The sequence below is a fragment of the Erythrobacter ani genome (genome assembly GCF_019204025.1).
In the GTDB taxonomy this organism is placed as follows: Bacteria; Pseudomonadota; Alphaproteobacteria; order Sphingomonadales; family Sphingomonadaceae; genus Erythrobacter; species Erythrobacter ani.
On record NZ_JAGSPB010000001.1, the window covers coordinates 1,109,000 to 1,134,654 of the forward strand.

General features: G+C 60.5%; 27 protein-coding genes. 16 read left to right on the top strand and 11 right to left on the bottom strand.

Going from position 1 to position 25,655, the window contains the following annotated elements; all coding sequences use genetic code 11:
• Positions 1 to 132: 132 nt before the first annotated feature.
• Positions 133 to 1,398 carry a transcription termination factor Rho gene (gene rho / locus KCG45_RS05330; RefSeq protein ID WP_218316032.1) on the top strand — a complete coding sequence of 422 codons (1,266 nt, stop codon included), beginning with the start codon at positions 133 to 135 and terminating at the stop codon, positions 1,396 to 1,398.
• 108 nt (positions 1,399 to 1,506) lie between these two features.
• Positions 1,507 to 1,899: a BLUF domain-containing protein gene (locus tag KCG45_RS05335; RefSeq protein WP_218316033.1), complete on the top strand. Its 393-nt coding sequence runs from the start codon at positions 1,507 to 1,509 to the stop codon at positions 1,897 to 1,899.
• Here the strand turns inward: KCG45_RS05335 and KCG45_RS05340 are convergent, their stop codons facing one another.
• Positions 1,900 to 2,304 (bottom strand): nuclear transport factor 2 family protein, encoded by a 405-nt coding sequence (locus KCG45_RS05340; protein WP_439648905.1) that lies wholly within the window; start codon positions 2,302 to 2,304, stop codon positions 1,900 to 1,902.
• A gap of 5 nt (positions 2,305 to 2,309) precedes the next feature.
• Positions 2,310 to 3,008 carry a dienelactone hydrolase family protein gene (locus KCG45_RS05345; RefSeq protein WP_218316034.1) on the bottom strand — a complete coding sequence of 233 codons (699 nt, stop codon included), beginning with the start codon at positions 3,006 to 3,008 and terminating at the stop codon, positions 2,310 to 2,312.
• Positions 3,009 to 3,172: 164 nt separating this feature from the next.
• Between KCG45_RS05345 and KCG45_RS05350 the strand changes: the two genes are divergently transcribed.
• The 6 genes from KCG45_RS05350 to KCG45_RS05375 all read left to right on the top strand — a co-directional run bounded on the left by KCG45_RS05350 (position 3,173) and on the right by KCG45_RS05375 (position 9,142).
• A complete protein-coding gene (locus KCG45_RS05350) occupies positions 3,173 to 3,442 on the top strand; it encodes a DUF6489 family protein (RefSeq protein WP_218316035.1) in 270 nt (89 codons plus the stop codon).
• A gap of 23 nt (positions 3,443 to 3,465) precedes the next feature.
• Complete coding sequence (gene mnmE, locus KCG45_RS05355; RefSeq protein ID WP_218316036.1) at positions 3,466 to 4,758, top strand: tRNA uridine-5-carboxymethylaminomethyl(34) synthesis GTPase MnmE; 1,293 nt, start codon at positions 3,466 to 3,468, stop codon at positions 4,756 to 4,758.
• Between the two features lie 83 nt (positions 4,759 to 4,841).
• Positions 4,842 to 6,707, top strand: coding sequence for a tRNA uridine-5-carboxymethylaminomethyl(34) synthesis enzyme MnmG (mnmG, locus tag KCG45_RS05360; protein ID WP_218316037.1), 1,866 nt, complete (start codon positions 4,842 to 4,844; stop codon positions 6,705 to 6,707).
• Complete coding sequence (gene rsmG / locus KCG45_RS05365; protein ID WP_218316038.1) at positions 6,704 to 7,354, top strand: 16S rRNA (guanine(527)-N(7))-methyltransferase RsmG; 651 nt, start codon at positions 6,704 to 6,706, stop codon at positions 7,352 to 7,354. The genes mnmG and rsmG overlap by 4 nt, the downstream gene beginning before the upstream one ends.
• Positions 7,355 to 7,394: 40 nt before the next feature.
• Positions 7,395 to 8,171: a ParA family protein gene (locus KCG45_RS05370; protein WP_218316039.1), complete on the top strand. Its 777-nt coding sequence runs from the start codon at positions 7,395 to 7,397 to the stop codon at positions 8,169 to 8,171.
• Positions 8,168 to 9,142 carry a ParB/RepB/Spo0J family partition protein gene (locus KCG45_RS05375; RefSeq protein WP_218316040.1) on the top strand — a complete coding sequence of 325 codons (975 nt, stop codon included), beginning with the start codon at positions 8,168 to 8,170 and terminating at the stop codon, positions 9,140 to 9,142. Before KCG45_RS05370 ends, KCG45_RS05375 begins: the two co-directional genes overlap by 4 nt.
• 59 nt (positions 9,143 to 9,201) lie before the next feature.
• Here the strand turns inward: KCG45_RS05375 and KCG45_RS05380 are convergent, their stop codons facing one another.
• Entirely contained in the window at positions 9,202 to 9,699 is a 498-nt protein-coding gene (locus KCG45_RS05380; RefSeq protein WP_218316041.1) for a free L-methionine (R)-S-oxide reductase MsrC, read from the bottom strand.
• A gap of 63 nt (positions 9,700 to 9,762) precedes the next feature.
• On the opposite strand from KCG45_RS05380, the gene KCG45_RS05385 reads away from it, so the two are divergent.
• Positions 9,763 to 11,244, top strand: a complete 1,482-nt coding sequence (locus KCG45_RS05385; protein WP_218316042.1) for a PQQ-dependent sugar dehydrogenase — start codon at positions 9,763 to 9,765, stop codon at positions 11,242 to 11,244.
• Positions 11,245 to 11,248: 4 nt separating this feature from the next.
• On the opposite strand, the gene KCG45_RS05390 is transcribed toward KCG45_RS05385, so the two are convergent.
• Positions 11,249 to 12,097, bottom strand: coding sequence for a DUF815 domain-containing protein (locus KCG45_RS05390; protein WP_218316043.1), 849 nt, complete (start codon positions 12,095 to 12,097; stop codon positions 11,249 to 11,251).
• Positions 12,098 to 12,109: 12 nt separating this feature from the next.
• Positions 12,110 to 13,855, bottom strand: coding sequence for an acyl-CoA dehydrogenase family protein (locus KCG45_RS05395; RefSeq protein ID WP_218316044.1), 1,746 nt, complete (start codon positions 13,853 to 13,855; stop codon positions 12,110 to 12,112).
• 92 nt (positions 13,856 to 13,947) lie between these two features.
• Here KCG45_RS05395 and KCG45_RS05400 point away from each other — a divergent pair, with 92 nt between their 5' ends.
• A complete protein-coding gene (locus KCG45_RS05400; protein WP_218316464.1) occupies positions 13,948 to 14,913 on the top strand; it encodes an L-threonylcarbamoyladenylate synthase in 966 nt (321 codons plus the stop codon).
• Here KCG45_RS05400 and KCG45_RS05405 read toward each other — a convergent pair.
• From KCG45_RS05405 to KCG45_RS05430, 6 genes are all read right to left on the bottom strand, one after another.
• On the bottom strand, positions 14,910 to 15,242 hold the full coding sequence (locus KCG45_RS05405; protein WP_218316045.1) for a hypothetical protein: 333 nt from the start codon (positions 15,240 to 15,242) through the stop codon (positions 14,910 to 14,912). The genes KCG45_RS05400 and KCG45_RS05405 overlap by 4 nt on opposite strands.
• A 57-nt stretch (positions 15,243 to 15,299) precedes the next feature.
• Complete coding sequence (locus KCG45_RS05410) at positions 15,300 to 16,094, bottom strand: head GIN domain-containing protein (RefSeq protein ID WP_255547960.1); 795 nt, start codon at positions 16,092 to 16,094, stop codon at positions 15,300 to 15,302.
• A gap of 128 nt (positions 16,095 to 16,222) precedes the next feature.
• Positions 16,223 to 16,759, bottom strand: coding sequence for a CarD family transcriptional regulator (locus KCG45_RS05415; RefSeq protein WP_218316046.1), 537 nt, complete (start codon positions 16,757 to 16,759; stop codon positions 16,223 to 16,225).
• A gap of 321 nt (positions 16,760 to 17,080) precedes the next feature.
• Positions 17,081 to 17,419, bottom strand: coding sequence for a ferredoxin FdxA (gene fdxA / locus KCG45_RS05420; protein ID WP_218316047.1), 339 nt, complete (start codon positions 17,417 to 17,419; stop codon positions 17,081 to 17,083).
• Between the two features lie 92 nt (positions 17,420 to 17,511).
• Complete coding sequence (locus tag KCG45_RS05425; RefSeq protein WP_255547961.1) at positions 17,512 to 17,805, bottom strand: S4 domain-containing protein; 294 nt, start codon at positions 17,803 to 17,805, stop codon at positions 17,512 to 17,514.
• On the bottom strand, positions 17,805 to 20,429 hold the full coding sequence (locus tag KCG45_RS05430) for a helicase-related protein (RefSeq protein ID WP_439648906.1): 2,625 nt from the start codon (positions 20,427 to 20,429) through the stop codon (positions 17,805 to 17,807). The genes KCG45_RS05425 and KCG45_RS05430 overlap by 1 nt, the downstream gene beginning before the upstream one ends.
• Positions 20,430 to 20,623: 194 nt before the next feature.
• On the opposite strand from KCG45_RS05430, the gene KCG45_RS05435 reads away from it, so the two are divergent.
• From KCG45_RS05435 to KCG45_RS05460, 6 genes are all read left to right on the top strand, one after another.
• Positions 20,624 to 22,366, top strand: coding sequence for a M23 family metallopeptidase (locus tag KCG45_RS05435; protein ID WP_255547962.1), 1,743 nt, complete (start codon positions 20,624 to 20,626; stop codon positions 22,364 to 22,366).
• Positions 22,367 to 22,427: 61 nt separating this feature from the next.
• Positions 22,428 to 23,423 (top strand): porphobilinogen synthase, encoded by a 996-nt coding sequence (gene hemB / locus KCG45_RS05440; RefSeq protein WP_218316049.1) that lies wholly within the window; start codon positions 22,428 to 22,430, stop codon positions 23,421 to 23,423.
• Positions 23,416 to 23,973, top strand: coding sequence for a GNAT family N-acetyltransferase (locus tag KCG45_RS05445; protein ID WP_218316050.1), 558 nt, complete (start codon positions 23,416 to 23,418; stop codon positions 23,971 to 23,973). The genes hemB and KCG45_RS05445 overlap by 8 nt, the downstream gene beginning before the upstream one ends.
• Positions 23,966 to 24,535: a GNAT family N-acetyltransferase gene (locus tag KCG45_RS05450; protein ID WP_218316051.1), complete on the top strand. Its 570-nt coding sequence runs from the start codon at positions 23,966 to 23,968 to the stop codon at positions 24,533 to 24,535. Before KCG45_RS05445 ends, KCG45_RS05450 begins: the two co-directional genes overlap by 8 nt.
• A complete protein-coding gene (locus KCG45_RS05455) occupies positions 24,528 to 25,082 on the top strand; it encodes a GNAT family N-acetyltransferase (protein ID WP_218316052.1) in 555 nt (184 codons plus the stop codon). The genes KCG45_RS05450 and KCG45_RS05455 overlap by 8 nt, the downstream gene beginning before the upstream one ends.
• Positions 25,082 to 25,648, top strand: a complete 567-nt coding sequence (locus tag KCG45_RS05460) for a gamma carbonic anhydrase family protein (protein WP_218316053.1) — start codon at positions 25,082 to 25,084, stop codon at positions 25,646 to 25,648. The genes KCG45_RS05455 and KCG45_RS05460 overlap by 1 nt, the downstream gene beginning before the upstream one ends.
• Positions 25,649 to 25,655 lie beyond the last annotated feature (7 nt).

Here is a 25,655-nt window from a genome sequence, read left to right on the forward strand (position 1 = left end):
CGGTTGCGGTTGCGCGTTTCTGTGCGGCCCCGTCTGCTTTCTCCAAGCCCCAGCCTTTTTCATCCAAGAGGCGCCTCGTCCAAAGAGGTACTGACGATCCGGCCAATCCTTTAGTTTTGGAATAATTTTGCAATGCATCTCAAAGAGTTAAAACAGAAAACACCGGCCGAGCTCGTCCAGATGGCGGAAGAGCTTGGGGTTGAGGGCGCGTCGACCATGCGCCGGCAGGACTTGATGTTCTGCATCCTCCGGGAACTTGCCGAAGACGATGAGTATGAAGAAAAAATCATGGGCATCGGCACGATCGAAGTGCTGCAGGACGGTTTCGGTTTCCTGCGTTCGCCCGAGGCGAATTATCTCGCCGGGCCGGACGATATCTATGTTTCCCCCAACCAGATCCGCAAATGGGGTCTGCGTACCGGCGACACGGTCGAAGGGGAAATTCGGGCACCGAGAGAAGGCGAGCGATACTTCGCGCTGACGAGCCTCACGACGGTCAATTTTGAAGACCCGTCGCAGGTTCGCATGCGCACGAACTTCGATAACCTTACGCCGCTCTATCCCGATCAGAAGCTATCGCTCGATACGCTCGATCCGACAGAGAAAGACAAGTCGGCGCGTGTAATCGATATCATCTCGCCGCAGGGCAAGGGCCAGCGCGCCCTGATCGTGGCACCGCCCCGCACGGGTAAGACCGTGCTGCTGCAGAATATCGCGAAGGCGATCACCGACAACCATCCGGAAGTGTTCCTCTTGGTCCTGCTCGTCGACGAGCGTCCGGAAGAAGTGACCGACATGCAGCGCAGCGTGAAAGGCGAAGTGATTGCGTCGACCTTCGACGAGCCGGCCAATCGCCACGTGCAGGTTGCCGAAATGGTGATCGAAAAGGCGAAACGCCTGGTCGAGCACAAGAACGATGTCGTCATCCTGCTCGATTCCATCACCCGCCTTGGTCGGGCCTACAACACTGTCGTTCCGAGCTCGGGCAAGGTGCTGACGGGCGGTGTCGATGCCAACGCGCTCCAGCGGCCGAAGCGATTCTTCGGCGCCGCGCGTAACATCGAGGAGGGTGGATCGCTCTCTATCATCGCGACCGCGCTTATCGATACCGGTAGTCGTATGGACGAGGTGATCTTCGAAGAATTCAAGGGCACCGGTAACTCTGAAATCGTGCTCGATCGCAAGGTCTCGGACAAGCGGATCTTCCCGGCGCTCGACGTTGGCAAGTCCGGTACGCGCAAGGAAGAACTGCTGGTCGAGAAGGACAAGCTGTCGAAAATGTGGGTGCTGCGCCGCATCCTCATGCAGATGGGCACCGTCGATGCGATGGAATTCCTGCTCGACAAGATGAAGGATTCCAAGACCAACGAAGACTTCTTCGACACGATGAACCAATAGGGAAATCAGCGATTTGAACCTGGTCGAGCTGCTTCATGGCAAGCTCGGCCGGGTCGCGGTTTTTTGGTAATTGGCAATCGCCCAATCTGGTCTTAAAGCTCATCGGCGATGATCAGTCAGTATCTCTATATCAGCACCGCGCCGAGCCTGTCGCGCGATGAGGTCGATTCGATCCTGGACAGCAGTGCACGGAATAATCCTGCAAATGGCATTACGGGTCTCCTGATCTATAACGGGCGGAATTTTCTTCAATTGCTCGAAGGTGATGAGGCGGAACTGGTTTCGCTCATGGTTCGGATCACCCACGATCCGCGTCACACAGGCATTTCGATCCTCGAAAGCAACCGTATCGAGCGCAGATCGTGCCCTGACTGGGCGATGAAGCGCATCGTCATTGCGGAAAGCCCAGAGAAGCGGCGCGAACTTCTGGAATCCGAGCTGCCGGAAACCCTCGATGCCGGTCTTCGCAAGGTGATCATGAACTTCGCGGTATTGAATTAGTTACGCTTTTTGCGCTTCCAGCTGGGCTGCCATCATTTCCCAGACCTTGTTCACGGCCTTGAGTGGCCGAACCATCACTTTGAAATCCTTGATCAACCCTTCCTCGTCGAAGGCGATCATATCGATTCCGTTGACGAGAATGCCATCCATCTCGGTCATGAACTCCAGCACAGCGGTATCGCCGCTCACCACCTCGCGAACATAGCGAAAGCTGTCATTGCCGAGGGTTTGACTGGCGGCGCTGAGATAAGCGACGACGATGGCGCGGCCCTCTTGCGGTGTATGGACGACTGGCGAGTGAAAGACGGCGTCTTCCCGCATGATCGCTTCGAGGTCATCGGGTTTGCTCCCGTTCTCTGCGACTTCGTGCCAACGGGCGAGGGCGGCGTGCACATCCATTTTCATAGCGCTTAGCCCAGATGTCCTTCGAAGAAGGCAGCGGTGCGGCCGTCCGCAACAGTTGCCGCCTCTTCGTCCCGTCGCTTTCCTGTCTCTGTGGCAAATCCGTGATCGAGACCGACGTAATCGTGCAGCGTCACGCGCGGGTGATGGTCGAGGCCTTCGTGCATCGCCTTTTGCGTATCCTTGTCAACGAACCCGTCTTCGGTTGGGATGTGGAGCATGAGCGGGTTTGAGATCGCGTGCTTCTCATTGAGGAGGCCGTCAATGCCCACTCCATAATAGCCGACCGTTGCATCAATATCGGTGCGCGCTGCTGTCATGTAGGCAAGCCGTCCACCGAGGCAGTAACCGACGCATCCGACCTTGGCGACGCCCATCTCGCGCCGGATGTGATGAATTGTCGCTTCGATATCCCGAATACCGAGGTCTTGGTTGAACTTGCCCATCAGATCGAGCGCCTTCTGGAATTCAGGCTCCACATCGGGATCGAGTTCCACTCCGGGGGTCAAACGCCAAAACAGATCGGGTGCGACCGCGAGATAACCATCGGCCGCCAATTTGTCGCATTTCCGGCGAATACCGGCGTTCACTCCGAAGATTTCCTGGATGACGATGATCGCCGCCTTGGGCGTACCTTCCGGCATGGCAACATAGGCGTTAAAGCTGTCGCTGCCTTCGAGTGTCGAGATTTTGATCGTGTTGCCCACGGTAGAGCTCCTTTTCAGCAGATTAAACGCGGCTCATGTAATATCCAGGCCGTGTGATGTCGTGGCAAAGCTTCTATCCATTGCGCCTTGGCATTGCCAAACCCAAATGCCACAAAGCGATCAATGATGCTGCGAGATGTCGGCGTTGAAACGGGAGATATGCTGTGAAGGTCAATGTCGAGGTGGAGTGCACCCCAGAAGAAGCGAGGAGCCTGATGGGGCTGCCCGATGTGTCGGAGGCGAACAGCATTTATGTCGACAACATCGCGAATGCGATGAAGGGCGTGAGCAGCCCAGATCAGTTGCAGCAATATGCTCAGGCGCTGGCTCCGATGGGCCAGGTGGGCCTCAAGCTGTTCCAGAGCTTCGTCGAGGGCGGAATGCGCGCAGGAGCCGCAGCGGCGGGCAAGACATCGAGCAAGTCGGACGACTGATACCTCCCACCGAAGCCAAATAAATGACCGATACCATTTTTGCCGTTTCGAGCGGCGCGCCTCCCGCCGCGATCGGTGTTGTTCGGGTGAGTGGGGGGCGTGCTGGACGAGCAGTTGGCGAGCTTGCCGGAAGGTGCATCGAACCTCGACATGCTAGTCTTGCCAAATTGCGCGGATCGCGCGGTGAAGTGCTCGATGAGGCGCTCGTCCTCTGGTTTCCCGGCCCGAATACCGCAACCGGAGAAGACCTGGCTGAGTTCCATTGCCACGGAGGGCGGGCTGTCCTTGCAGCGGTTGAAGCGGCGCTGGCGAAATTGGACGGGTTTCGCAGGGCTGAGCCTGGTGAGTTTACACGCCGCGCCTTTGCCAATGGTCGGATCGACTTGGCGGAGTCGGAAGGGTTGGCCGACCTGCTCGCAGCAGAGACCGAGCTGCAACGGGCCTCAGCGATAACCAATGCCAACGGGGCATTATCACAGAAGGTCGAGGCTTGGCGTAGCGAACTGCTGCGACTGTCTGCGCAGATAGAGGCTGCATTGGACTTCTCCGATGAAGATGACGTCGAAGAACTGCCCCAGAGTTTCACGTGGAACACTTCAGCGCTTCTCGGTGAGATTGATGAGTGGTTGGCCCGGCCGCGTTCGGAAATGCTTGGGGAAGGCGTCAGGGTAGCCATTGCCGGACCGCCCAATGCCGGCAAGTCGACATTGTTCAACGCGCTGGTTGAAAGCGAGGCGGCAATCACGTCTTCCATCGCCGGGACAACCCGCGATCTGATTGAGCGCTCGGTCGATGTCGAGGGGGTCCCGTTCACCTTTATTGATACGGCAGGCCTGCGCGACCTGTCTTTGGATCCAACAGCGGATCCGATCGAAGCGATCGGTATCGACCGTGCGCGCGAGGCTTTGACCGGCGCGAATATCGTGCTTTGGCTCGGAGAAGAGGGTGAGGGGCCGATCAATGCGTGGGAGGTTTCGGCCAAGGCTGACCTTAAGGGTTCTTCCCGAAAATCGGGTGACGGTGTGCATCATGTGTCTGCAGCCACCGGAGCAGGTCTGGCTGAGTTGAAATACGCGCTGGTGAATGCGGCGCGTTCGTTCCTTCCAAAGCCAAGCCAGGCGTCCCTGAATGCCCGACAGCATCGGCGCTTAGAAGAGGCTGCAAGTGCACTTAGGTCCGTCGGTGCGCTTCGCGATCCCTTGTTGATCGGTGAGGAATTGCGGCGGGCGAGGGTCGCGTTCGACAGGCTGGTTGGCCGGTCCACCACGGAGGACATGCTCGATGCGCTTTTTGGACGGTTTTGTATTGGAAAGTAAAACGCTGTCCGCATGAGTGTTTCACGTGAAACACCTGCAAACAGGTTTTGACCTCGGGGCGGACACCACCTATCTCGCCAACCATGCACGAATTTGATGTCCTGGTCGTCGGCGGCGGACACGCCGGTGTGGAAGCAGCGTGCGCTTCCGCGCGGATGGGTGCGCGTACTGGCCTCGTGAGCTTCGATCTTGACGCTATCGGCGCAATGAGTTGCAACCCCGCAATCGGAGGCTTGGGTAAGGGTCATCTGGTGCGCGAAGTCGATGCTCTCGATGGTATCATAGGAAGAGCCGCCGATGCGGGAGCGATTCACTACCGCATGCTCAACCGGTCGAAGGGTAGCGCGGTGTGGGGTCCGCGCGTGCAGGCAGATCGAGTTCTCTTCAAGGTGGCTGTTCAGCATGCAGTGCACACTCAGGGCAATCTCACACTGATTGCCGGGGAGGCGGCGGCGCTCGTCCTTGAGGGCGGTCATGTATGCGGTCTTGAACTTGCCGATGGGACAATATTCCGGGCACCGCGGGTTATCCTCTGCACCGGGACGTTCCTTGGCGGGGTGCTTTTCCGCGGAGAAGAGCGTTTCGAAGGGGGGCGTATCGGAGAGAACGCCGCCAAGCGTCTTGCCGATCAATTGCGAGGAGCGGAGCTGCCAATGGCTCGCCTCAAGACCGGTACGCCGCCCCGTCTTGATGGGCGCACAATCGATTGGGGCGTGCTTGAGGAGCAAATGTCCGAAGCCGATGAATGGACGATGTCACCCCTCACCGGCAGGCGTGTAAACCCTCAGGTCTTCTGTGCAATCACGCGCACTACCGAGGCCTCACACGATGTCATTCGCGCAAACCTGCACCGTTCGCCTTTGTTTTCGGGAGCGATCGATGCTGCAGGGCCCCGATATTGCCCTTCCATCGAGGACAAGATCCACCGCTTCGGTGACCGCGATGGCCATCAGGTGTTTCTGGAGCCCGAGGGCCTGACAACGCATTTGGTCTATCCGAACGGGATTAGCACTTCGCTGCCGGTGGACGTGCAGCAGGACATGCTTCGATCAATGCCGGGGCTGCACCGTGTCGAGATGGCTGTTCCCGGCTATGCGGTCGAATATGATCACATCGATCCGCGCGCTCTCACGCCAGACCTTCAATTGCGTGCGATACCGGGACTGTATTGTGCCGGCCAGATCAACGGTACCACCGGCTATGAAGAAGCGGCGGCGCAGGGCCTGGTGGCCGGATTTGGCGCGGCTGCGGCGACGTTGGGTATCGATCCGCCTAAGCTCGATCGCGCCAATTCGTACATCGCGGTGATGGTCGACGATTTGACTTTGCAAGGCGTGACCGAGCCTTACCGCATGCTGACCGCCCGGGCCGAATACAGGCTGCGTCTGCGGGCGAACAACGCGTCCACACGGCTGACGCCGCTCGGAATTGGTGCTGGATGTATCGGCGATCAGCGACGCGCGTGGTATCAACAGCGCGAGCAAGGCAGAGCGGCGCTTGAGGACGCCTTTTCCCGGATGGTAAGTGCCAAGGAAATCGCAGACGCCGGTCTGCCCGTACGTAGAGATGGTGGTGACAAGGCGTTGGCCGATTGGCTCAGGCATGATGGGCTGGATCTCGGCGCACTCTCGCCGTGGCTGGGTGACATAACGCAGGACAACCCTGATCTTGCCGCGGAAATGGCTGAGGATGCAGCCTATGCCCCCTATCTGGCTCGGCAGGATGCGGAGCTGCGGAATCTGCGCGCATCAGAGGAAATGGTGTTAAGTCGTCATTTTCCCTACGGGGAGGTCCCAGGTCTTTCGAATGAGATGGTGGAGAGGCTAACGATTGCTTCCCCGGCGACGCTTGCGGCAGCAGGACGCGTTCCAGGCATCACACCTGCCGCCCTGTCGGCATTGCTCGTCTATGCGCGGCGTTATGAGCAGAGGGGTCAGGCTGCGGCATGACACCTGTCACGCTTGTGGAATCCGAAGCCGATGCCCGGGCATATGTTGGGAAGTTTGTGGATGCCGCCGCCACGGACCGGCTTGGACGGTTCGCAGAACTTCTGATTGAAGAGAACAAGCATCAGAATTTGATCAGCAGGGCCTCCGAAAAACATATCTGGCAGCGACACATCGCCGATAGCGCGCAACTACTGGAGCATGTTCCACGTGAAACACTCGAGCGCGAAGAGGCGCTTTGGCTCGATCTCGGGACGGGGGCCGGGCCTCCGGGCCTGGTTATCGCCGCTCTGCTGCCTGATCTACAGGTTAGACTGGTAGAATCGCGGGCACGCCGCGTTGCTTTCCTTAAGGATTGCGTCGAAAAACTCGGTTTGGATCGATGCCAAGTCCTGGGCGATCGGCTAGAGCGTGTTCAGCCATTCCACGCCAGTGTCATATCGGCACGTGCATTCGCGCCCCTCGATAAACTTTTGCGATTATCCGCACCCTTCTCCACAGCGGCCACCACCCATCTATTGCCCAAAGGACGGTCTGCGGCGCACGAATTGGAACAGCAAAAAGCACCGATTCGGAAAATGTTTCACGTGGAACAGTCATTGACCGATCGCGATGCAGGCATCATCGTGAGTTCTCCGAGCCACAAATAGCGCAAATCGGGCGCAGAAAGGGCCATCAGGCACGAAAATCATGCTGACCATAGCGATAGCGAACCAAAAGGGTGGGGTGGGCAAGACCACAACAGCGATCAACATGGCAACCGCCATGGCGGCGACTGGGTGGCGAACACTTCTTATCGATCTCGACCCCCAAGGGAACGCATCGACCGGAATGGGCGTGGATTCAGCCGCACGTGGGATTTCGAGCTACGATTTGCTCGTCGATGAAGCTCCGCTAGCCGATGCTGTAGTTGAAACGAGCATACCTGGCCTGGACCTCGTTCCGGCGACTCAGGATTTAAGCGGCGCTGAAATCGAACTTGTTTCGGTCGAAGAGAGGACCGCGCGATTGCGCAAGGCGCTAAATGATCACCGTGGGCACGAGATTTGCTTTATCGATTGCCCACCCTCGCTGGGTCTTCTTACGCTGAATGCATTGTGCGCCGCGGACACGCTGCTAGTCCCGCTCCAATGCGAATTTTTCGCGCTCGAGGGCCTCAGCCAGCTTCTGCAGACGGTGGAGCGGGTGCAGCAGCGGTTCAACCCATCGCTCGACATCATCGGTGTCGCGCTGACCATGTTCGACCGACGCAATCGCCTCACCGACCAGGTCTCCGACGATGTCCGCGACTGTCTCGGCAATTTGGTGTTTGAAACCGTTATTCCGCGCAATGTCCGGCTTTCCGAAGCCCCCAGTCACGGGCTCCCCGCGCTTGTTTACGACCATGCCTGCACGGGCAGCCGCGCCTATATTTCGCTAGCGCGCGAATTGATCGGTCGTTTTCCGCCTGAAAGGCAGGCCGCATGAACAAGAACACCGATCCAATACGTTTTTCGGTCCCTCAACGGGGCCCTGCTGACAAGAAAAAGAAGCTGGGGAAGGGGCTCGGTGCCCTGCTGGGGGAGACGAGGCGCGAAGAACCGCTTGTCAGAGCCCCTGGGCCCGATGCGGATATCGAGCCGGATTCGGATAGTGGATCGCCGCTCAAGACACTTTCTACGGCGTCGATTTCACCGCTACCGGGCAACCCTCGTAAGCACTTCGATGAGAAAGCGCTGGATGAACTAGCAGCATCGATCGCGAAACGCGGCGTAATCCAGCCCATCATCGTCCGTCCGCAGGGTAATGGAAGATATCAGCTCGTCGCGGGGGAACGGCGTTGGCGCGCGGCACAGAAGGCCGGGCTGCACGAGCTGCCGGCGCTTGTCCGTGAACTCGATGACCGCGAAGTGATGGCGCTCGCGCTGATCGAGAACCTTCAACGCGAAGATCTCAATCCGGTCGAAGAAGCGCGGGCTTATCAAAGACTTGCTGACGATGAGGGTATGACCCAGGCAGAAATCGCCCGGATGGTCGAAAAATCGCGCAGCCATGTGGCCAATATTCAGCGACTCTTAGGTCTCCCTGCGGCGATTCTCGATCTGGTCGAAGGCGGGAAACTCTCAATGGGGCATGCGCGCGCTTTGATCGGCCACGAGGACGCGGCAACGCTGGCCAATCAGGCCGTAAGTGAAAACTTGTCGGTGCGCGAGATCGAGAAAATGGTCCGCAAGGTCGCAAAAAGCGTGAAAGAGGGGACTGCCAAGCCTATCGACAATCGCAGTTCGGCGGACGATGCCGACATCGCGGCTGTTCAAAATCATTTGGAGGAGTTTCTCGGGCTGCCCGTTCGGATCAAGGCGGATGCTGATCCGCGTACCGGCTCGATTTCGATCCGCTACGGCTCACTCGATCAGCTCGATCTGGTTTGCCAGCGTCTGACGGGCGGAGATTTCTGAGCCACCGGGAAAAGTTGCGCCGCGCGACTTTTGTGCGCGCCACAATGGCAGGGATGGGCCTAGATACGGCCGGCCAGCAACCCTGCCAATTGCTCCAGACCTGCGGCATCCTGCGATGTGAATCGCGCTTTCTCCGGGCTATCGAGATCAATCACGGCGGTAACCGCGCCATCGCGGAATATCGGAACGACAAGTTCCGACTGGCTCGCAGCGTCGCAGGCGATGTGGCCCGGAAAGGCGTGTACGTCTTCGATGAGCTGCGTTTCGCCAGTGGATACGGCCGTCCCGCACACACCCTGGCCTAATGGAATGCGAATGCATGCCGGGCGACCCACAAACGGCCCCAGGACCAGCTCGTCTCCGCCTGACTTCGACGGGCCGACACGATAAAATCCCGCCCAATTGAGGTTCGGCAGAAATTCCCAGAGAAGCGCTGCGACATTGGCCATGTTTGCCACCGCGTCGGGCTCGCCAGCTGTCAGCCCATCGGCGGCCTGGCACAACTGGCGATACCGCTCTCCTGTATCGAGCGCCGTGTCGGGTTTAAAATCGTACATCGACTTTCCTTGAATGCGTTACGCTGTTGCCGCAAGCGGATTGCGGCTCTATTTCCTTCGCACATGGCTATTCTTCGCAAGCTCGCAATTGGTTTTGTCGTCCTGATCGCTGTTCTCGGCATCGCATTCTATTTCCTGTCGCGCGGCGACACTGCCGATCTGTCGGTCGAGGAAGTCGCAGGACTAGATCCGACGCTGCAGGAGCCGGATCCCGAAACCTTCCCAACTGTTCAGATCGCGGAGCCAGTCGGTTGGGCCGACGGCGACCTTCCGACAGCGGCGGAGGGTCTCAGCGTCAATCGCTTTGCCGAGGGCCTGGATCACCCACGCGTGCTATATACGCTGCCCAACGGCGACGTTCTCGTCACGCTGACCCGCGCACCCAAGGTCGAAGCGGACGGCGACGGCGGCATCATGGATACGATCCGAGGCTGGGTTGCGTCTTTCCTGTTTGAAAAAGCCGGTTCCGCCGGAGAATCGCCTAACCAGATCGTCATGCTGCGCGATTCCGACGGAGATGGCATCGCCGAAATACAAACAGCCATCCGAGAACAGGACCTCGACTCCCCTTCGGGAATGAGCTGGAACGATGGCAAGCTTTATGTCGCCAATCACAACGCGGTGCTCGAATTCGATTACGAGCTCGGCAGCAACACGGTTTCGGGCGACCCGCGCAAGTTGATGGACCTGCCCCCCGGCGGCGGCCACTGGATGCGCAATATGGAAATCCACCCGGATGGCGACCGTTTGTTCATCGCTGTCGGCTCGGTCAGCAATATCGGCGAAAGCGGCATGGACGTAGAACAAGGCCGCGCGATGATCTGGGAGTACAACCTCACCACCAACCGTCAGCGCCAGTTCGCTCTTGGCCTGCGGAATGCCAACGGACTCGATTTCAGCCCTTGGTCGGGCGAGCTATGGACGACCGTGAACGAGCGCGACATGCTGGGATCCGACCTGGTGCCGGACTATCTCACCAATGTGCCGATCGGTGCGCAATATGGCTGGCCGTGGGTCTATTACAAGAACAACATTGATCGCCGTGTTGAAGCACCAATGCCCGCCTATCTCATTGAATATACAAGGAATCCTGTCTACGCCGTCGGACCGCACGTCGCCGCTCTAGGGCTTGTGTTCACCAAAGAAGGCCACCTCATGGGCGAGGACTTCTCCAGCGGAGCCTTCATCGCTCGGCACGGATCGTGGAATCGCAAACCGCCGTCGGGTTACGACGTGGTGTATGTTGAATTCGACGAACGCGGAAACCCGGTGGGTAAGCCAGTCGAACTCCTGGGCGGTTTCCTAAACAACGATGGCACGACAAAGGGCCGCCCGACCTGGGTTGAGTGGGCCGGAGACGGATCGTTGCTGGTGTCGGACGACACGGCCGGGATAATCTGGCGCGCTGCCGCGCCCGATGCGCAGCCCGGTGCAGCCATCGCCCGGATCAGCGGTGAAGCCTTGCCGCCGCAGCGGGAGTTGCGCGATCCGCGCGCGACTTTCGAAGAGGATTATCTGAGGACGCAGGCAGGGCAGGCGCAATAAGCGTTCAAGACGCGATCGCCTTACCCGCCTTACCCGCAATCTCGACCATGAATTGCCACGCGGCGCGCCCCGATCGCTGGCCGCGTTCCACAGCCCAAGCCAGCGCTTCTTCATCCGTGAAGCTTATACCCAGCGGTTCGACATAGGTGCGGACAATGTCGAGATATTCGTCCCTGCCACACGGGTGAAAGCCGACTGCAAGGCCGAAACGGTCGGCGAGCGCAAGTTTGTCATCAACGGCATCGCGCGGGTTCAAAGGCCCATTGTCTAAGCCGGGATCCTGTTCCTTTGCCTGACGAGTGAGAATGGCGCGCCGGTTGGACGTAACAGCCAAGCGGCAGTTGTCGGCTCGCGCCTCGACCCCGCCTTCGAGCCAGCTGCGCAATTTTCGAGGGCCTGCCATGTCGTCCTCGGCAAATCCCAGATCATCAATGAATATGACGAATTGCCGCGATACGCCCGACAGCGCCTCAAACAGTTCTGGCAGGCTGTCGAGCGTGTGCGCCGCGACCTGCACCAATGCAAGCGCCCGGGGATCCTCGCTCTGGACGTCTTTCACGCAAGCTCGGACGAGCGCCGATTTTCCCATTCCCCGCGCGCCCCAAAGCAACATGTCGTGCGCTGCCTGCCTTCGCGCAAACCGGCCTATGTTGTCATGAACCCGCTTCTTTTGCGTGTCGATTGCGCGCAGCTGGTTCAGGCCGAGTGCTTGAAACACATGCAACTCACGCGCGCCCGCTCCCTCCCAGATGTAGGCGGGATGGGCCCGCCAATCGACCGGTGGAGGCGGTCGCTGGACAAGCCTCTCGAGCGCCACAGCGATACGCTCCAGGGGATCGCGCGGCTCGCTCACCGACGGATTCCGCTACCCGGCAACAAGCTTGTCGCTTGGCAGGGTGTAGAGCAAATCCGCGCCTGCAATCGCGCTCGCCTTCAATCCGTGCGCCTCGGGCACGATGTGGTCGAGGAAGAAGCGCACGCTCACGGGCTTGCTCTCCGCCAGGGCGGGCGCAGCACCGGCCGATACCGCCTTGTCCTGCTTCAGAAGCTGCCAGCCTGCGACGGCGACCGCTGCCATCGTGCAGAACGGGACGCTGCCCGCAAGCCGATCATCGAGGCTCGCTTCGTCGCGCATCCAGCGGACGATATGCGCGCAGTCCTTGGCCAGAGCCAGCAGCGTGGGTTGCTCCGCGGCGTCGCGGGCGATCTCATCGAAAAGGGCGATCATCGCTTCACCGCCCTCGATCCCCAATTTGCGGGTCACAAGGTCGGCGGCCTGAATGCCGTTGGTGCCTTCATAGATCGGAGCGATCCGCGAATCGCGCCAATGCTGCGCGGCGCCCGTTTCTTCGACGAAGCCCATGCCCCCGTGAATCTGGATACCGATGCCGGTGACTTCGACCCCGGTGTCCGTGCCCCACGCCTTTACCAACGGTACGAGGATCTCGGCGCGGTTCTTTGCATCACCGTCGCCAATCGTGCCGCGATCGACCTGGCCTGCGCAGTAATAGAGAAGCGCGCGCACGCCCTCGGTCAGAGCCTTCATGCGGAGGATCATTCGGCGCACATCGGGATGTTCGATAATGGCGACCGGCGTTTTGTCCGGTGCGCCCGCGCGCGCTGATTGCACGCGGTCCATCGCATAGTACAGCGCCTGCTGGGTGGCGCGTTCGGCGATATGCGCGCCCTGATTGCCGACATTGATGCGCGCGTTGTTCATCATCGTGAACATCGCCAACAATCCGCGATTCTCCTGCCCGACAAGCTCGCCGATACACTCGTCGTTATCGCCATAGCTCATGACGCAGGTTGGCGAGGCATTGATGCCGAGCTTGTGCTCAAGGCTGACGCAGCGAAGATCGTTGCGGTTGCCGAGCGAGCCATCGTCGTTGACGTGATACTTGGGCACGAGGAACAGTGAAATCCCGCGCGATCCCTTGGGCGCATCAGGAAGGCGGGCGAGCACGAGGTGGATGATGTTTTCCGCCAGTTCGTGTTCACCCCAGGTGATGTAGATTTTCTGGCCTGCAATCTTGTATTTGCCTGCGTGCTCTCCTTCCTCGATCGGGACCGCTGTGGAGCGGAGTGCACCGACATCGCTGCCGGCCGCCGGCTCGGTCAGGTTCATCGTGCCCGACCACTTGCCGCTTACGAGATCGGGCAGGTATTTCGTTTGCTGATCCTTGCTGCCATGGTGTTCGAGCGCCTCAATCGCGCCCACGGACAGCATCGGCAGCAGGTTGAAAGCCATGTTTGCCGCGCCGAGGTTCTCAAGGACGTTGCACGACAGGGTAAAGGGCAGGCCCTGACCACCGAATTCCTCAGGCGAGGCGATCGCGTTCCAACCCTGCTCGACATAGGCATCGTACGCTTCCTTGAACCCGTCGGGCAGACGGACCACGCCGTTTTCGAGCTTCGCGCCTTCGAGGTCGCCGATGCGATTGAGCGGTGCGAACTCGCCTGCGGCGAATTGGCCAACACCCTCGACTATCGCCTCGACCAGGTCGGATTCGGCATGAGCGAATTTTTCGCTCTGGGTGAGCTCCTCTATCCCGGCATTGACGCTAATGGCGAGCAGCTGGTCTTGGGTCGGCGGTGTATAGGGTGTCACGGGCGGATCTCGTCCTGTTTAATGGGTCGCTGGGCAACGGGAAAAGCGCCTTTTGCTTGGCAGCGCTTGCGTCAGAATATAGCGACCATGCGATGAGCGACAAGGACGTTACGGAAGTGGTGGCAGCGGACGCAGCGGGGATCGCCCGCGCGGCGCAGATACTCGAATCCGGCGGACTGGTCGCAGTGCCCACCGAAACGGTCTACGGGCTTGCTGCGCGCGCCGACAGCGGCAATGCGGTGGCAAAGATTTACGCGGCGAAGGGGCGCCCCGATTTCAACCCGCTCATCGTACATGTTCGCGATCTCGAGCAGGCGCTCGAAATCGCTGATTTCGATGAACGCGCGTTCGATCTGGCCGCACGGTTCTGGCCCGGGCCGCTGACGCTTGTGTTGCCGCTGTGCGATAACGCGTCGATTGCGAGCGCGGTGACAGCTGGCCTTTCGACCATTGCGCTGCGCCAACCTTCGCACCCGATGATGAAAGCCTTGCTCGCGAAACTCGGTCACCCGCTCGCTGCGCCTTCGGCCAATCGCAGCGAAGGGATCAGCCCGACGCGCCCAGAGCATGTTCTGGGATCGCTGGGTTCGGAAATCCCGATGGTGCTGGATGGCGGACCGTGCGAACGCGGGGTGGAATCGACGATCATCGCGCTGCGGGCAGGGGGTGGTTGGTCGCTTCTAAGACCGGGTCCGATCACGAAGGATTCGTTGGTTCGTATCCTTGGCACGGAAAGTGACGATGCCGACGACATGATTGAAGCGCCCGGCCAACTATCGCGCCATTACTCTCCCGGAAAGCCAGTGAGGCTGGAAGCGATGCGTGCCGAAGCGGGCGAATTCCTGATAGGTTTCGGACCGGTTCGTGGTGACTGCAATCTGTCACCAGCAGGTGACCTGAAGGAGGCGGCCGCGCGCCTGTACAGCTGCCTTCACGAAGCGGCGCTGTCGAACAAGCGAGCAATTGCCGTTGCGCCGGTTCCGCACGAGGGAGTTGGACGCGCAATCAACGACCGGCTGGCGAGGGCGGCGACGCCGCCAGGTGCCGGGGCCGATTAATCGCGATCCGGTTCGGCAGGAACGGTCGGCATTATTTCCTGAATTTCCGCGTAGGTTGCGCGCGCGTCTTCACAGGCTGCCTGGTCGCCGTCCCGGCAATCCTCGATCTCGTCGTTGTAACGACGGTCGAGCTTGCCCAATCGCTCTTCACGCTTGCGAATTTCGCGCCCGCGCTTCTCATCCGCTTCGGATTGACTGGTTGTCGCGAGATCGACGGCCTTGCTGCCGACCCGGATCGGGGCGGTGGCGACATCCGCGGCCGCCTTGACAAGGCAGCCCGACAGGACGGTCGACATGGCGATGACGGAAAGAACGGAAAGTGCTCGCATTCCGGGTGTTTGCGCGCGCTGACGCGCGAATGCAACCCGCCGAGAGCGGCTAACGAGCTATTCGTCCGCCGCCACCTCTCGTCTCGACGCAGCGGCCGCCGTTTCAGGTGGACGGCATGTCAGCGAACCGGAGCCCGCGCTCTCCACCGAACAGCTTGCTGAGCCATACACGGTGACATCGCCCGATCCGGCAATCTCCGCCGCGACCACGCCGTCTGAGGCCAGTTCGACATCGCCCGACCCTGCAATCTCTACGCTCACATCATCGGCGGTGAGATCTGCGAAGTTCACATCGCCTGACCCGGCAATTTCGATCGACAGCCGCGTTGCTCTGCCTGCAGCAGTCACATCACCCGACCCGGCAATTTCGACTTCCAGCCGATCAGCATCGATTGCGCCAACCACGATGTTGCCTGACCCTGCAATCTCGAGCTGGGCATCCTGCCTTGCCATGCTCGCTGCTTCGATCGCGCCGCTTCCGGCAATACCCAACTCGGCGGGTGGTGGCATGCTCACCAGAATTGTGGCACGGCCCGATCCGTCGAAGATGTTGCGATCACGGGCGATCGTCAGTCGATCGCCGTTTCGGTCGAACCGCAAGGCTTGGCCAGCCTTCGCATCGCCTTCAACCGAGATGGCAAGTTCGCTCGCTTCCGTGATGATGATCCTGTCCGGCCCTGCGAGCACGATTTCAGACGGTGCAGCGCCGCTGGTGTCGAGCTCCGCGAGTGGCACTCCGTCGACATTGTCCCAGTCATCCATATATGCGCAGCCAGACAGTGCGGTGCCCAGAGCCAACACTGCCAGGGGTGCCGCGCTCTTGGCGCAGCCGCGAACAAACCGATCGATCATAATACCTCCACCCAAATGCGTATTGCTGACATAATACAGCATGTGACCCATTGCAAGAGTGTGGCGACCACAAAAAAGGCCGCCCCAGCGAGGGCGGCCTTTCAAAAAGCGTATCTGATGATCGGGGCTTAGCCCTCTTCGTCATCGTTGTTATAATATTGCGGCGCATGTTCGCGCAGAACCTCGAGGATCTTCTCGAGCGCGGTGGCTTCGTCCGTCTCTTCCATCGCGCCCAATTCACGGGCGAGGCGGCTGGATGCCGCTTCGAAGATCTGACGTTCCGAATAGCTTTGTTCCGGCTGGTCGTCGGGGCGGAACAGATCGCGCGTCACCTCGGCAATCAGGACGATCTCGCCGGAATTGATCTTCGCTTCATATTCCTGCGCACGGCGCGACCACATGGTGCGCTTCACCTTGGGCTTGCCCTTGAGTGTCTCCATCGCTTCTTTCAGCGTCTTGTCCGAAGACAATTTGCGCATGCCGATGGATTCAACCTTGTTGACCGGAACACGCAGGGTCATGCGTTCTTTTTCGAAACGCAGGACATACAGTTCGAGCTGCATGCCGGCGATTTCTTCGTTCTGAAGTTCGATCACACGGCCAACGCCGTGCTTGGGGTAAACAACGTAATCTCCGACGACAAATGCGGGCGCATTGCTTGCCATGCGAGTTCCTTTCATTCGGCCTTCAGCAGCCACAGATGGGACAATTTGCCACGCGGCGCACTGACTCCTGCTGAGAGAGACGTGCGCCGTTGCGATCTTGTCCGAAGCTGTGTTGCTGGGTAGCGACCTTCCTACTTCTAATCGGCCAGCGCCGGTATCACCAAGCGCGGTTGATCGATTATATAGCACAATCGCAACAAAATTGCGAGTCCGCTCGGTTCGCAAGGAGGTTGCGGCCGCTGGGCGCAATGTTAGCGAGCGTGGGCGCAGCTTTATGCCGCTAGAATTGTTAGGTTTTTATCCGCCACCGACCGCGCGAGATTAATCGCCTTCACCGGGGTTCGAGCTGAAGTACTTTTCGAACTTGCCCTCTTCACCCTTGTGGTCGTCGGCGTCGGCGGGCGGCTCTTTCTGGCTGGTGATGTTCGGCCATTCCGCCGAGAATTTCGTATTGAGCTCAAGCCATTTTTCGAGCCCGTCCTCGGTATCCGGCAGGATCGCTTCTGCCGGGCATTCCGGCTCACATACACCGCAATCGATGCATTCGCTTGGATTGATGACGAGCATGTTCTCGCCCTCGTAGAAACAGTCTACCGGACAGACCTCGACGCAGTCGGTGTATTTGCATTTGATGCAGTCATCGGTGACGACGTAGGTCATTTAAGCGAACTCTCGAAACAGGGGCGGATTGCACGGGGCCTGCTATGTCGATTTGTTTGCGTGGGTCAAGCCTGCAAAATGACCGGACTGGATCAGTTTCGGTTTAGTTCCCGGTAGTGAAACTTCGCCGCAGCGGGCGATGTGCGGCGCGCAGGAAGAGCGAGGATTTCGACAATCCGAACCTCGCCGCCCTGAACGAGCGTGATGACATCGCCAACACAGACATTCTCGCTCGCCCGCCGGACATGCTGCCCGTTTCGTCGCAGCGCATGGCTTTCGATCACGGCATGGGCGGCTGAACGGGTCCGGGCAAAGCGGAGATAGACGAGCAGCCGATCGATCCGGATCGACGGCTGAGTTTCGCAGGAACGCTCTTCCCCCTTCATTAGCCAAGCAGGTCGGCGAGACCATCGAATGCGCCGCCGGCTTTAGCGGGCCCTGTTTCGACCTTCGGCTTTACTTGCCGTGGCGGGCCCTTTTTCCCGCGAGGGCGCTTGTCGCCCCGCCCCTTCGCGCGTCGATCATCGGGCCTGCGACCGCGTTGCTGATTGTCGCCCGAACGGCGTGGACGCCAGGTCCATGTGTCGGGGGCAGGGGGACCGAAGACGCCATCCCCCAAAGTTCGCGCGCGCTGTAAACGGAACCCGGCGCTGCCCAGCAACCTGCGGGCATTTTCCTCCTCCAGCCCGATCGAGATCGGAAGGGACAGGTCGAGCAGAAAGCGAGTGTTGCGCTCTTTTCCGGCTTTTGCTGAGGCCTTGCTGCGCGCATCGAACGCGGCGCGCAGGATCTTTTCGGCGAGATCCACTCGGATGATCTGCGATCCCGCGGGCCGGTACCCTGCGGGCAGTTTCTTCGCTTCTGGCAGAACCGGGAGCATGGCGTCCTGCAGTGGCCGCTTATCCAGGTCCAACGCGTGCAGCAATTGCCGCGGTGCCGGCTTCAATAGCGGCGCGGCGTAGACGTCGAGCGCGCCGAACGTCACACCCAGTTTGCGCAGGAACGGGCGCATTTCCTTGGGCAGATGCTGAAGGCCAGCAGCCTCGCGGCTAACAACGCCGCGCGCATCGATCAGCGTAATGAGAAGCGCGCGCGCCTGCGACCCTGCTTCGGGATCGCGCGCCGCAGCGGCCAATTTGCGGAGGGGTTCCAATGGTTCGAGCTGGCTACCGAGCCATTCGCTCAATCCAGCCTCGAGCCGGGATCGCGCCGGTTCGGCGAGCAGCGAAACGTCACGCGAAAGATCGAGTCGCGCTGTGCCGAAATCGTCGGATATCTCGATGCCGGCCAGCGCGCGGCCCTGCCAGCGGATTGCGCCGCGCTCGATCGAAAGCTCTCCGAGGCCCTCGGAAAGTAGCCACTCTGCCCGTTTGGCAAGGATGCCGGGCAGCGCCTTTTCTCCTGCCGCGAGCAGCATCTTGCGATCGGCGGCGGTCGCATCGGGATCGACCACGAAGCGGAAGCCGTCGAGCCTGCCGATCGGTTCATCTTCCACCGTAAGCCGTCCATCGGTCTCCAGCGTGATGGGGAGAGCGCTTGCATCCTGCCCAAGCGATTTCATCAGTATCGTCGTCCTTCGGTTGACGAAGCGCTCGGTGAGGCGCGCGTGCAGCGCATCCGAGAGCTTCGCTTCGACTGCGCGGGCCCGCGCAGCCATTTCGTCGCGCGCCAGCACCCAGTCGGGTCGCTGGCAGATATAGGCCCAGGATCGGATCGCGGCTATCCTTCCCTGCAGGGTGTCGATATCCCCGCCTGTGCGATCGAGTTCTGCGATCCTGGCGGCAACGAAATCCGCGCCGAGATACCCACCCGACAGATCATGCCACAATCTCGCGACGAACCGCGCGTGGGGATCGACACCGACCTGCCGGAAATCCGGCAATGAACATGCCTCCCAAAAGCGTCGGACGAGGCCGCTTCCGCGCACGGTGCTGGCAATCGGATCCTCTGCGAGCCGTTTGAGCACCGATAGATCGATGGCTTCGGGCGCGGCGCGCAGCACGTCGTGACGTGGACGGCTTTCGAGATCGCCGATCAGGACGGGGAGTGTGTCGAAGCGAGGCTCGGCCTCGCGCCAATAGAGTTTCGTCAGCGGCGCGAACCGGTGCTCCTCGATCGCGTAAATCTCTTCTTCTGTGAATTCGAGCGGGGCGCCTGAACGGGTGCCACCGCCGGCCAAAGTCCCGAAACTGCCATCGGTCTGGTGGCGCCCGGCGCGCCCGGCGATCTGCGCCATTTCGGCGGGAATAAGGCGGCGCTTTCGCTGGCCGTCGAACTTGGAAAGCGCCGCGAAGGCGACGTGATTGAGATCGAGATTGAGCCCCATGCCGATGGCATCGGTGGCGACGATGTAATCAACCTCACCATTTTGGAACAGTTCAACCTGTCTGTTGCGTGTTTCGGGTGAAAGCGCGCCCATCACGACCGCCGCCCCACCGCGAAACCGGCGGAGCGCTTCGGCCATGGCGTAAACCTGCTCGATCGAGAATGCGACGACCGCGCTGCGCGGGGGAAGGCGCGAAAGCTTTGCGGTGCCCGCATGCGTGAGTGTGGAAAAGCGCGGGCGCTCGACCATTTCCGCGCCCGGGATCAGCGCCCTGACGATCGGCTCGAGCGTGGCCGAACCCAGGATCATCGTCTCTTCGCGGCCGCGCGCATTCAGCAGTCGGTCGGTGAAGATATGTCCGCGTTCCGGGTCGGCACCGATCTGTGCCTCGTCGATCGCGACGAAGGCATGTCCCCAGCCAAGCCGGTCCATCGCCTCCATAGTGCAGCAGAAATACCGCGCATTCGGAGGCTCTATCCGCTGTTCGCCGGTAATGAGCGCGACCGCATCGTCACCCTTGATTGCACGAACCCGGTCGTAAACTTCGCGCGCGAGCAGGCGCAGCGGAAATCCCATCATCCCGCTGGAATGGCCGCACATCCGCTCGATCGCGAGGTGCGTCTTGCCGGTGTTGGTTGGTCCGAGCACCGCCCGGACCCTGGAATCGCTGGAAATCGGGCTCACGGCTGCGCTTTTGTCAGTGTTGGCAAGCGGGAGCAATGGCCTGACGACTGCACCTTCTCTGCTTCGCGGCACGGTTTGTCGCATCGCTGACTCGCCTGATCGTTGGTTAAGTGTAGATTTACTTTGTTCCGCCAAGGTTTTGGGCCATTAGGAACACGGTCGGTGGCCGAAAGCGGTCTCAGGGGGAATTACCTTTGGATTACGGGCGCGAGATTGCCCCTAGCTGCGATAGCGAAGAAGGGTCGGCAGAAGCGGACGCTCCTGCTCTGCCAGCGGCGCGCGCACGCGCGGAAGATGGCCAGAATTCGACGGTGCAATCCATATCCGCCTATTTCGGAAGGCTGGCGCGCAAGGACAAACCCTCTCCAGCCAGCACTGCGGGACGCCGGGTCATTCCCCGTGTGAGCGGCCTTGGCGAACGCTACGACGAATGGAAAATACACGCCGGAACATGGCTCGGCGAGCTGGATCTGGCGCCTGACCTCGCCGAGAATATTGGCAGTCGCCGATGGTTTCGCGGTCTCGGAACGATGATTGCCCTGGGTGCCGTCGCGCTTGCGTTCTGGCCCGATTTTGCTCCGCTCGAAGCTCGCTCTGCAATGCCAGAAGGCGAGGAAATCCGCGACGAGTTCCGCAGCCAGATGATCATGCCGTTGGCCTACGGGGCAGATAGCGGCCGCAAGATGGGGCCGACCTCGCAGGTCATTCCACTCGCCAGCGCGCCTGAGCGTCCGCAGATCGACGTCCTGGCCACGCTCGCACCGGGTGACAGCTTTGCGACGATGCTGCGCCGGGCAGGAGTGTCGAGCAGCGATGTCAGCCGGGTTAGCGCACTGATCGACGATGCGATGCCGCTTTCGGACATTGAACCGGGCACGCAGATCGACATTACCCTTGGTCGCCGGATGCAGCCCGGTACGCCGCGTCCGCTCGACGCGCTCAAGTTCCGCGCGCGTTTCGACCTGGAACTGGAGATCGGCAGGCGCGGCTTCAATGCGGATACCGGCGAGACCGGCATGCTAGCGCTCCAGCGCAATGTCATCCGGGTCGACGACACGCCGCTGCGCGTGCGCGGCAAGGTCGGGTCGAGCCTGTACCGTTCGATGCGCTCGGCAGGTGTCCCGGCAAGCGCCGTTCAGGACTATATCAAGGCGCTCGATAACCAGATCAACTTGAACCGCGAGGTGCGCGCGTCCGATGAGTTCGACATTATTGTCGCATATCGCCGCGCCGCGACGGGCGAGCGGCAAGCGGGCAATTTGCTCTATGCGGGGATCGACCGCGGCGGGCAGCCGCGCACGCAATTGATGCGGTGGGGTGATGAGGGGCGTTTCTACGAGGCATCGGGAGTGGGTGAGCAGCGCGGCGGTCTGATAGCGCCGGTGCCGGGACGCATTTCATCCCGGTACGGAATGCGCCGTCATCCGATCCTGGGCTATCGCCGAATGCATGCAGGGCTCGATTTCAGGGCCCGGCGCGGAACGCCGATTGCCGCCGTGACCGATGGCACCGTGAGCGGTGCCGGCCGGATGGGCGGCTGCGGTATCGCGGTAAGGCTCGACCATGGCAGCGGGCTATCCACGCGCTATTGCCACATGAGCCGGATGGCCGTGCAGCGGGGCCAGAAGGTCCGCCGGGGCCAGATCATCGGCTATGTCGGCTCGACCGGCCTCTCGACCGGTCCGCACCTCCATTACGAAATGTACCGCGGCGGACGGCACATCAATCCGGCCAGCGTGAATTTCGTCACCCGAGCGCAGCTTTCGGGCACCGAGCTTATCGATTTTCGCCGCCAGCTGATCAAGCTGAAGGAAGTCGATGTCGGCGCGGCGCTCGAAGACCTGGAACAACTCCAGACTGAATCCGAAGAACCCATACGCGAAATCGAGAAGATCGACATGGCACGGCGTATTGGCGGCGGCACAAACGGGCCCTGAAGATCGTGGCGATATGCTTGTGATTGCAGCGCTGCGGTAATTGCGGCTACACCTGCCGCCCATGACGGGACATTATCCAAACACGCGTATGCGCCGCACGCGCGCCAGCAACTGGAGCCGCGCGCTTCACCGCGAAAGCCAGCTGCAACCGACTGATCTGATCTGGCCACTGTTCGTGACCGAAGGCTCCGGTGTGGAAGAGCCGATTGGCACATTGCCCGGCGTTTCGCGCTGGTCGGTGGACGGGATTGCGGCGCGCGCGAAGGAAGCGGCCGAATTGGGCATTCCGGTGGTCGCTCTGTTTCCTAATACGCCGCCTGAAAAGCGCAACGATGACGGGGCGGAGGCACACAATCCCGACAATCTGATGTGCCGGGCGATCAAGGCTATCAAGGATGCCTGCGGCGACGATGTTGGAGTGCTGACGGACGTCGCGCTCGATCCGTACACCAGCCACGGCCAGGACGGGCTGCTCGACGAGCATGGCTATGTCACCAATGACGATACCGTCGCGGTGCTTGTCGACCAGGCGATCAACCAGGCCGAGGCGGGCGCTGACATCATCGCCCCTTCGGACATGATGGATGGCCGCATCCATGCGATCCGCATGGCGCTCGAAATGGGCAACCACCCCAACGTCCAGATCATGAGCTATGCCGCCAAATATGCGAGCGCATTCTATGGACCGTTTCGCGATGCGGTGGGATCGGGCGGCCTGCTGAAAGGCGACAAGAAAAGCTATCAGATGGACCCGGCCAATTCGGACGAAGCTCTGCGCGAAGTCGAGCTCGACATTGCCGAGGGTGCGGACAGCGTCATGGTCAAGCCGGGCCTCGCCTATCTTGACATCATCTACCGCGTGAAAAAAGCGTTCGGTATACCTGTCTTCGCCTATCAGGTGAGCGGCGAATACGCGATGATCGAGGCAGCCGAGGCGGCGGGAATAGGCGACCGCGACGCGCTGCTGATGGAAAAACTCACCGCCTTCAAGCGCGCGGGCTGTTCGGGCGTGCTGACCTATCACGCGCCCGTCGCTGCGCGCATCCTCAATGGTTAGGAAGTTTCTCCAGACCGAGCGCCTGATTCTTCGCACATGGCGCGAAGAGGATCGCTCACCCTTCACGGCGATGAACGCCGACCCGCAAGTCATGGAATTCTTCCCGTCCGAGCTCACTCGGGAGCAGAGCTATGCGCTGACGGACCGGATCATTGCGCATTTTGATAAGCACGGTTTCGGTCTATTCGCGGTCGAAACGAAAGCTGATTGCGCATTCATTGGCTTTACCGGCCTCCAGGTCTGCGGCCCTGGCCTGCCGATTGAGGGGGAGGTCGAGATCGGCTGGCGTCTGGCGCGTGACGAGTGGCGCAAAGGCTATGCACACGAAGCGGCCGAGGCTTGCGTCGAATGGTTCTGGCGTAATACCGAACGCCAGCGGTTGGTCTCTTTCACATCGGCCAACAACACGCCAAGCCAGAACCTGATGCGCAAGCTCGGCTTCACACATCGCCCCGAGCTGGACTTCGACCATCCGGCGATCGCCCGAGACAATCCGCAATGCCATCAGTTTGTTTTCACCTTGGCCCGCGAAGGGGTAACTGATGTCTGATCCCAGCTCGCAGTTTCGCCACGAAACGGAGCGGCTGATCCTGCGCGATTGGTGCGAAGAGGATTGGGCGGAGTTCTGGCAAGGGACCAACACGCCCGCCGTCATGCGCTGGCTGGGCGGGGTGCTGGACGAAAAGGGCATGGCCGACGCGCGCGCCCGGCTCGAAAGCTACCGTGCGGAACATGGACACACATTCTGGGCGGTTGAACGCAAATCGGATGGCGCGATTCTCGGCTTTTGCGGCCTCAAGCGCTGCAACCAGCAAGGCGGACCGATCGGAATGATGGAAGCAGGATGGCGTCTGCGCGAAGATGCCTGGGGACACGGTTATGCAAAGGAGGCGGCCATCGCATCGCTCGATCTCGCTTTCGGGCGGTTCGACGCAGACGAAGCAATAGCCATCACCGTAAATGGGAACGCTCCGAGCTGGAGGCTGATGAAGCGGCTCGGAATGCGCCGCCGCGAAGATCTCGATTTCGTCGACTACAGCTGGGACGTGGATGATCCCAAGCTCATCGTCTACTCGATCACCTCGGACGAATGGGCCGCCAGTCATGACTGATCTCGTGCTTGAATCGGAGCGGCTGGTGCTGCGCAAGATCGGCGAGAACGACATTGAGTTACACGACACCGTGCTCAACACTCCAGCGGTCATGGCGCATCTTGGCGGGGTGATGGAGTGGCATGAGATCGAGGCGCGCCATGCCAAGGGTATGGCGATGTTTGCGAGAGACGGCTTCAGTTTCCTGTTCGCTCACGAGAAATCGACCGGCGATATGGTCGCCTATTGCGGGATCAAATGGGTTGAAAATCCGCTCGCGCCGAATGTGGGCGACCACGAAATCGGCTGGGTCGTCCGTGAAGATCGCTGGCGGCGCGGTTACGCGTACGAAGCGATGCGCGCGGTAATCGACTGGGCGTTCGGGCCGATCGGCGCGCCGCATGTGGTCGCGCTCACTTGCGAGAGCAACACTGGCAGTTGGAAGCTCATGGAAAAGCTCGGTATGATACGGCGCAAGGAGCTTGACTTCATCGATCCCGGAATGCCCGAAGCGGACAATCCGACGATCCAGTATTCGCTCCGCAAAGAGCAGTGGGAGAACCGCTAATGTATCGCCCAGGTGTCAATATAATCCCGATCCATGGCAAGACGCCGCGCATTCACGAAACCGCGTTCGTTGCGCCGGGATCGACCATTATCGGCGATGTCGAGATCGGTGCCGGCAGTTCGATCTGGTACAATTGCGTCGTTCGCGCCGACGTTTTCAAAATCCGGATCGGGGAACGGACCAATGTCCAGGACGGCAGCGTCCTCCATTGCGACCCGCCGCGACCGGGCGACGAAGAAGGCTCGCCGCTGATCATCGGCGATGACGTACTGGTCGGCCATATGGCGATGGTGCATGGCTGCACGATCCTGGATCGCGGCTTTGTCGGCCTTGGTGCGATTGCGATGAACAAATCGGTGATCGGCCATGACGCGATGCTGGCAGCGGGCGCCATGTTGACCGAGGGCAAGGTGATGGAAGACCGCACGCTCTGGGCAGGCCGCCCGGCCAAACCGATGAGGGAACTCACCGAAGCGGCGATCGCCGGGATGAAAATGGGCGTTGCGCATTATTCGGAGAATGCAAAAGCGCACGCGATCGCCGTTTTCGAATGCGGTCTCGACTGACCGTCGC

What these genes read in the sequence shown, in the direction of transcription:
- KCG45_RS05370 (WP_218316039.1), top strand. Translation starts at nt 7,395, where the DNA reads ATGCTGACCATAGCGATAGCGAACCAAAAGGGTGGGGTGGGCAAGACC.
- KCG45_RS05340 (WP_439648905.1), bottom strand. Translation starts at nt 2,304, where the DNA reads ATGAAAATGGATGTGCACGCCGCCCTCGCCCGTTGGCACGAAGTCGCA.
- rsmG (WP_218316038.1), top strand. Translation starts at nt 6,704, where the DNA reads ATGACACCTGTCACGCTTGTGGAATCCGAAGCCGATGCCCGGGCATAT.
- KCG45_RS05460 (WP_218316053.1), top strand. Translation starts at nt 25,082, where the DNA reads ATGTATCGCCCAGGTGTCAATATAATCCCGATCCATGGCAAGACGCCG.
- KCG45_RS05400 (WP_218316464.1), top strand. Translation starts at nt 13,948, where the DNA reads ATGAGCGACAAGGACGTTACGGAAGTGGTGGCAGCGGACGCAGCGGGG.
- hemB (WP_218316049.1), top strand. Translation starts at nt 22,428, where the DNA reads ATGACGGGACATTATCCAAACACGCGTATGCGCCGCACGCGCGCCAGC.
- KCG45_RS05335 (WP_218316033.1), top strand. Translation starts at nt 1,507, where the DNA reads ATGATCAGTCAGTATCTCTATATCAGCACCGCGCCGAGCCTGTCGCGC.
- mnmE (WP_218316036.1), top strand. Translation starts at nt 3,466, where the DNA reads ATGACCGATACCATTTTTGCCGTTTCGAGCGGCGCGCCTCCCGCCGCG.
- KCG45_RS05380 (WP_218316041.1), bottom strand. Translation starts at nt 9,699, where the DNA reads ATGTACGATTTTAAACCCGACACGGCGCTCGATACAGGAGAGCGGTAT.
- rho (WP_218316032.1), top strand. Translation starts at nt 133, where the DNA reads ATGCATCTCAAAGAGTTAAAACAGAAAACACCGGCCGAGCTCGTCCAG.
- KCG45_RS05375 (WP_218316040.1), top strand. Translation starts at nt 8,168, where the DNA reads ATGAACAAGAACACCGATCCAATACGTTTTTCGGTCCCTCAACGGGGC.
- KCG45_RS05405 (WP_218316045.1), bottom strand. Translation starts at nt 15,242, where the DNA reads ATGCGAGCACTTTCCGTTCTTTCCGTCATCGCCATGTCGACCGTCCTG.
- KCG45_RS05445 (WP_218316050.1), top strand. Translation starts at nt 23,416, where the DNA reads ATGGTTAGGAAGTTTCTCCAGACCGAGCGCCTGATTCTTCGCACATGG.
- mnmG (WP_218316037.1), top strand. Translation starts at nt 4,842, where the DNA reads ATGCACGAATTTGATGTCCTGGTCGTCGGCGGCGGACACGCCGGTGTG.
- KCG45_RS05425 (WP_255547961.1), bottom strand. Translation starts at nt 17,805, where the DNA reads ATGAAGGGGGAAGAGCGTTCCTGCGAAACTCAGCCGTCGATCCGGATC.
- KCG45_RS05455 (WP_218316052.1), top strand. Translation starts at nt 24,528, where the DNA reads ATGACTGATCTCGTGCTTGAATCGGAGCGGCTGGTGCTGCGCAAGATC.
- fdxA (WP_218316047.1), bottom strand. Translation starts at nt 17,419, where the DNA reads ATGACCTACGTCGTCACCGATGACTGCATCAAATGCAAATACACCGAC.
- KCG45_RS05385 (WP_218316042.1), top strand. Translation starts at nt 9,763, where the DNA reads ATGGCTATTCTTCGCAAGCTCGCAATTGGTTTTGTCGTCCTGATCGCT.
- KCG45_RS05415 (WP_218316046.1), bottom strand. Translation starts at nt 16,759, where the DNA reads ATGGCAAGCAATGCGCCCGCATTTGTCGTCGGAGATTACGTTGTTTAC.
- KCG45_RS05410 (WP_255547960.1), bottom strand. Translation starts at nt 16,094, where the DNA reads ATGATCGATCGGTTTGTTCGCGGCTGCGCCAAGAGCGCGGCACCCCTG.
- KCG45_RS05450 (WP_218316051.1), top strand. Translation starts at nt 23,966, where the DNA reads ATGTCTGATCCCAGCTCGCAGTTTCGCCACGAAACGGAGCGGCTGATC.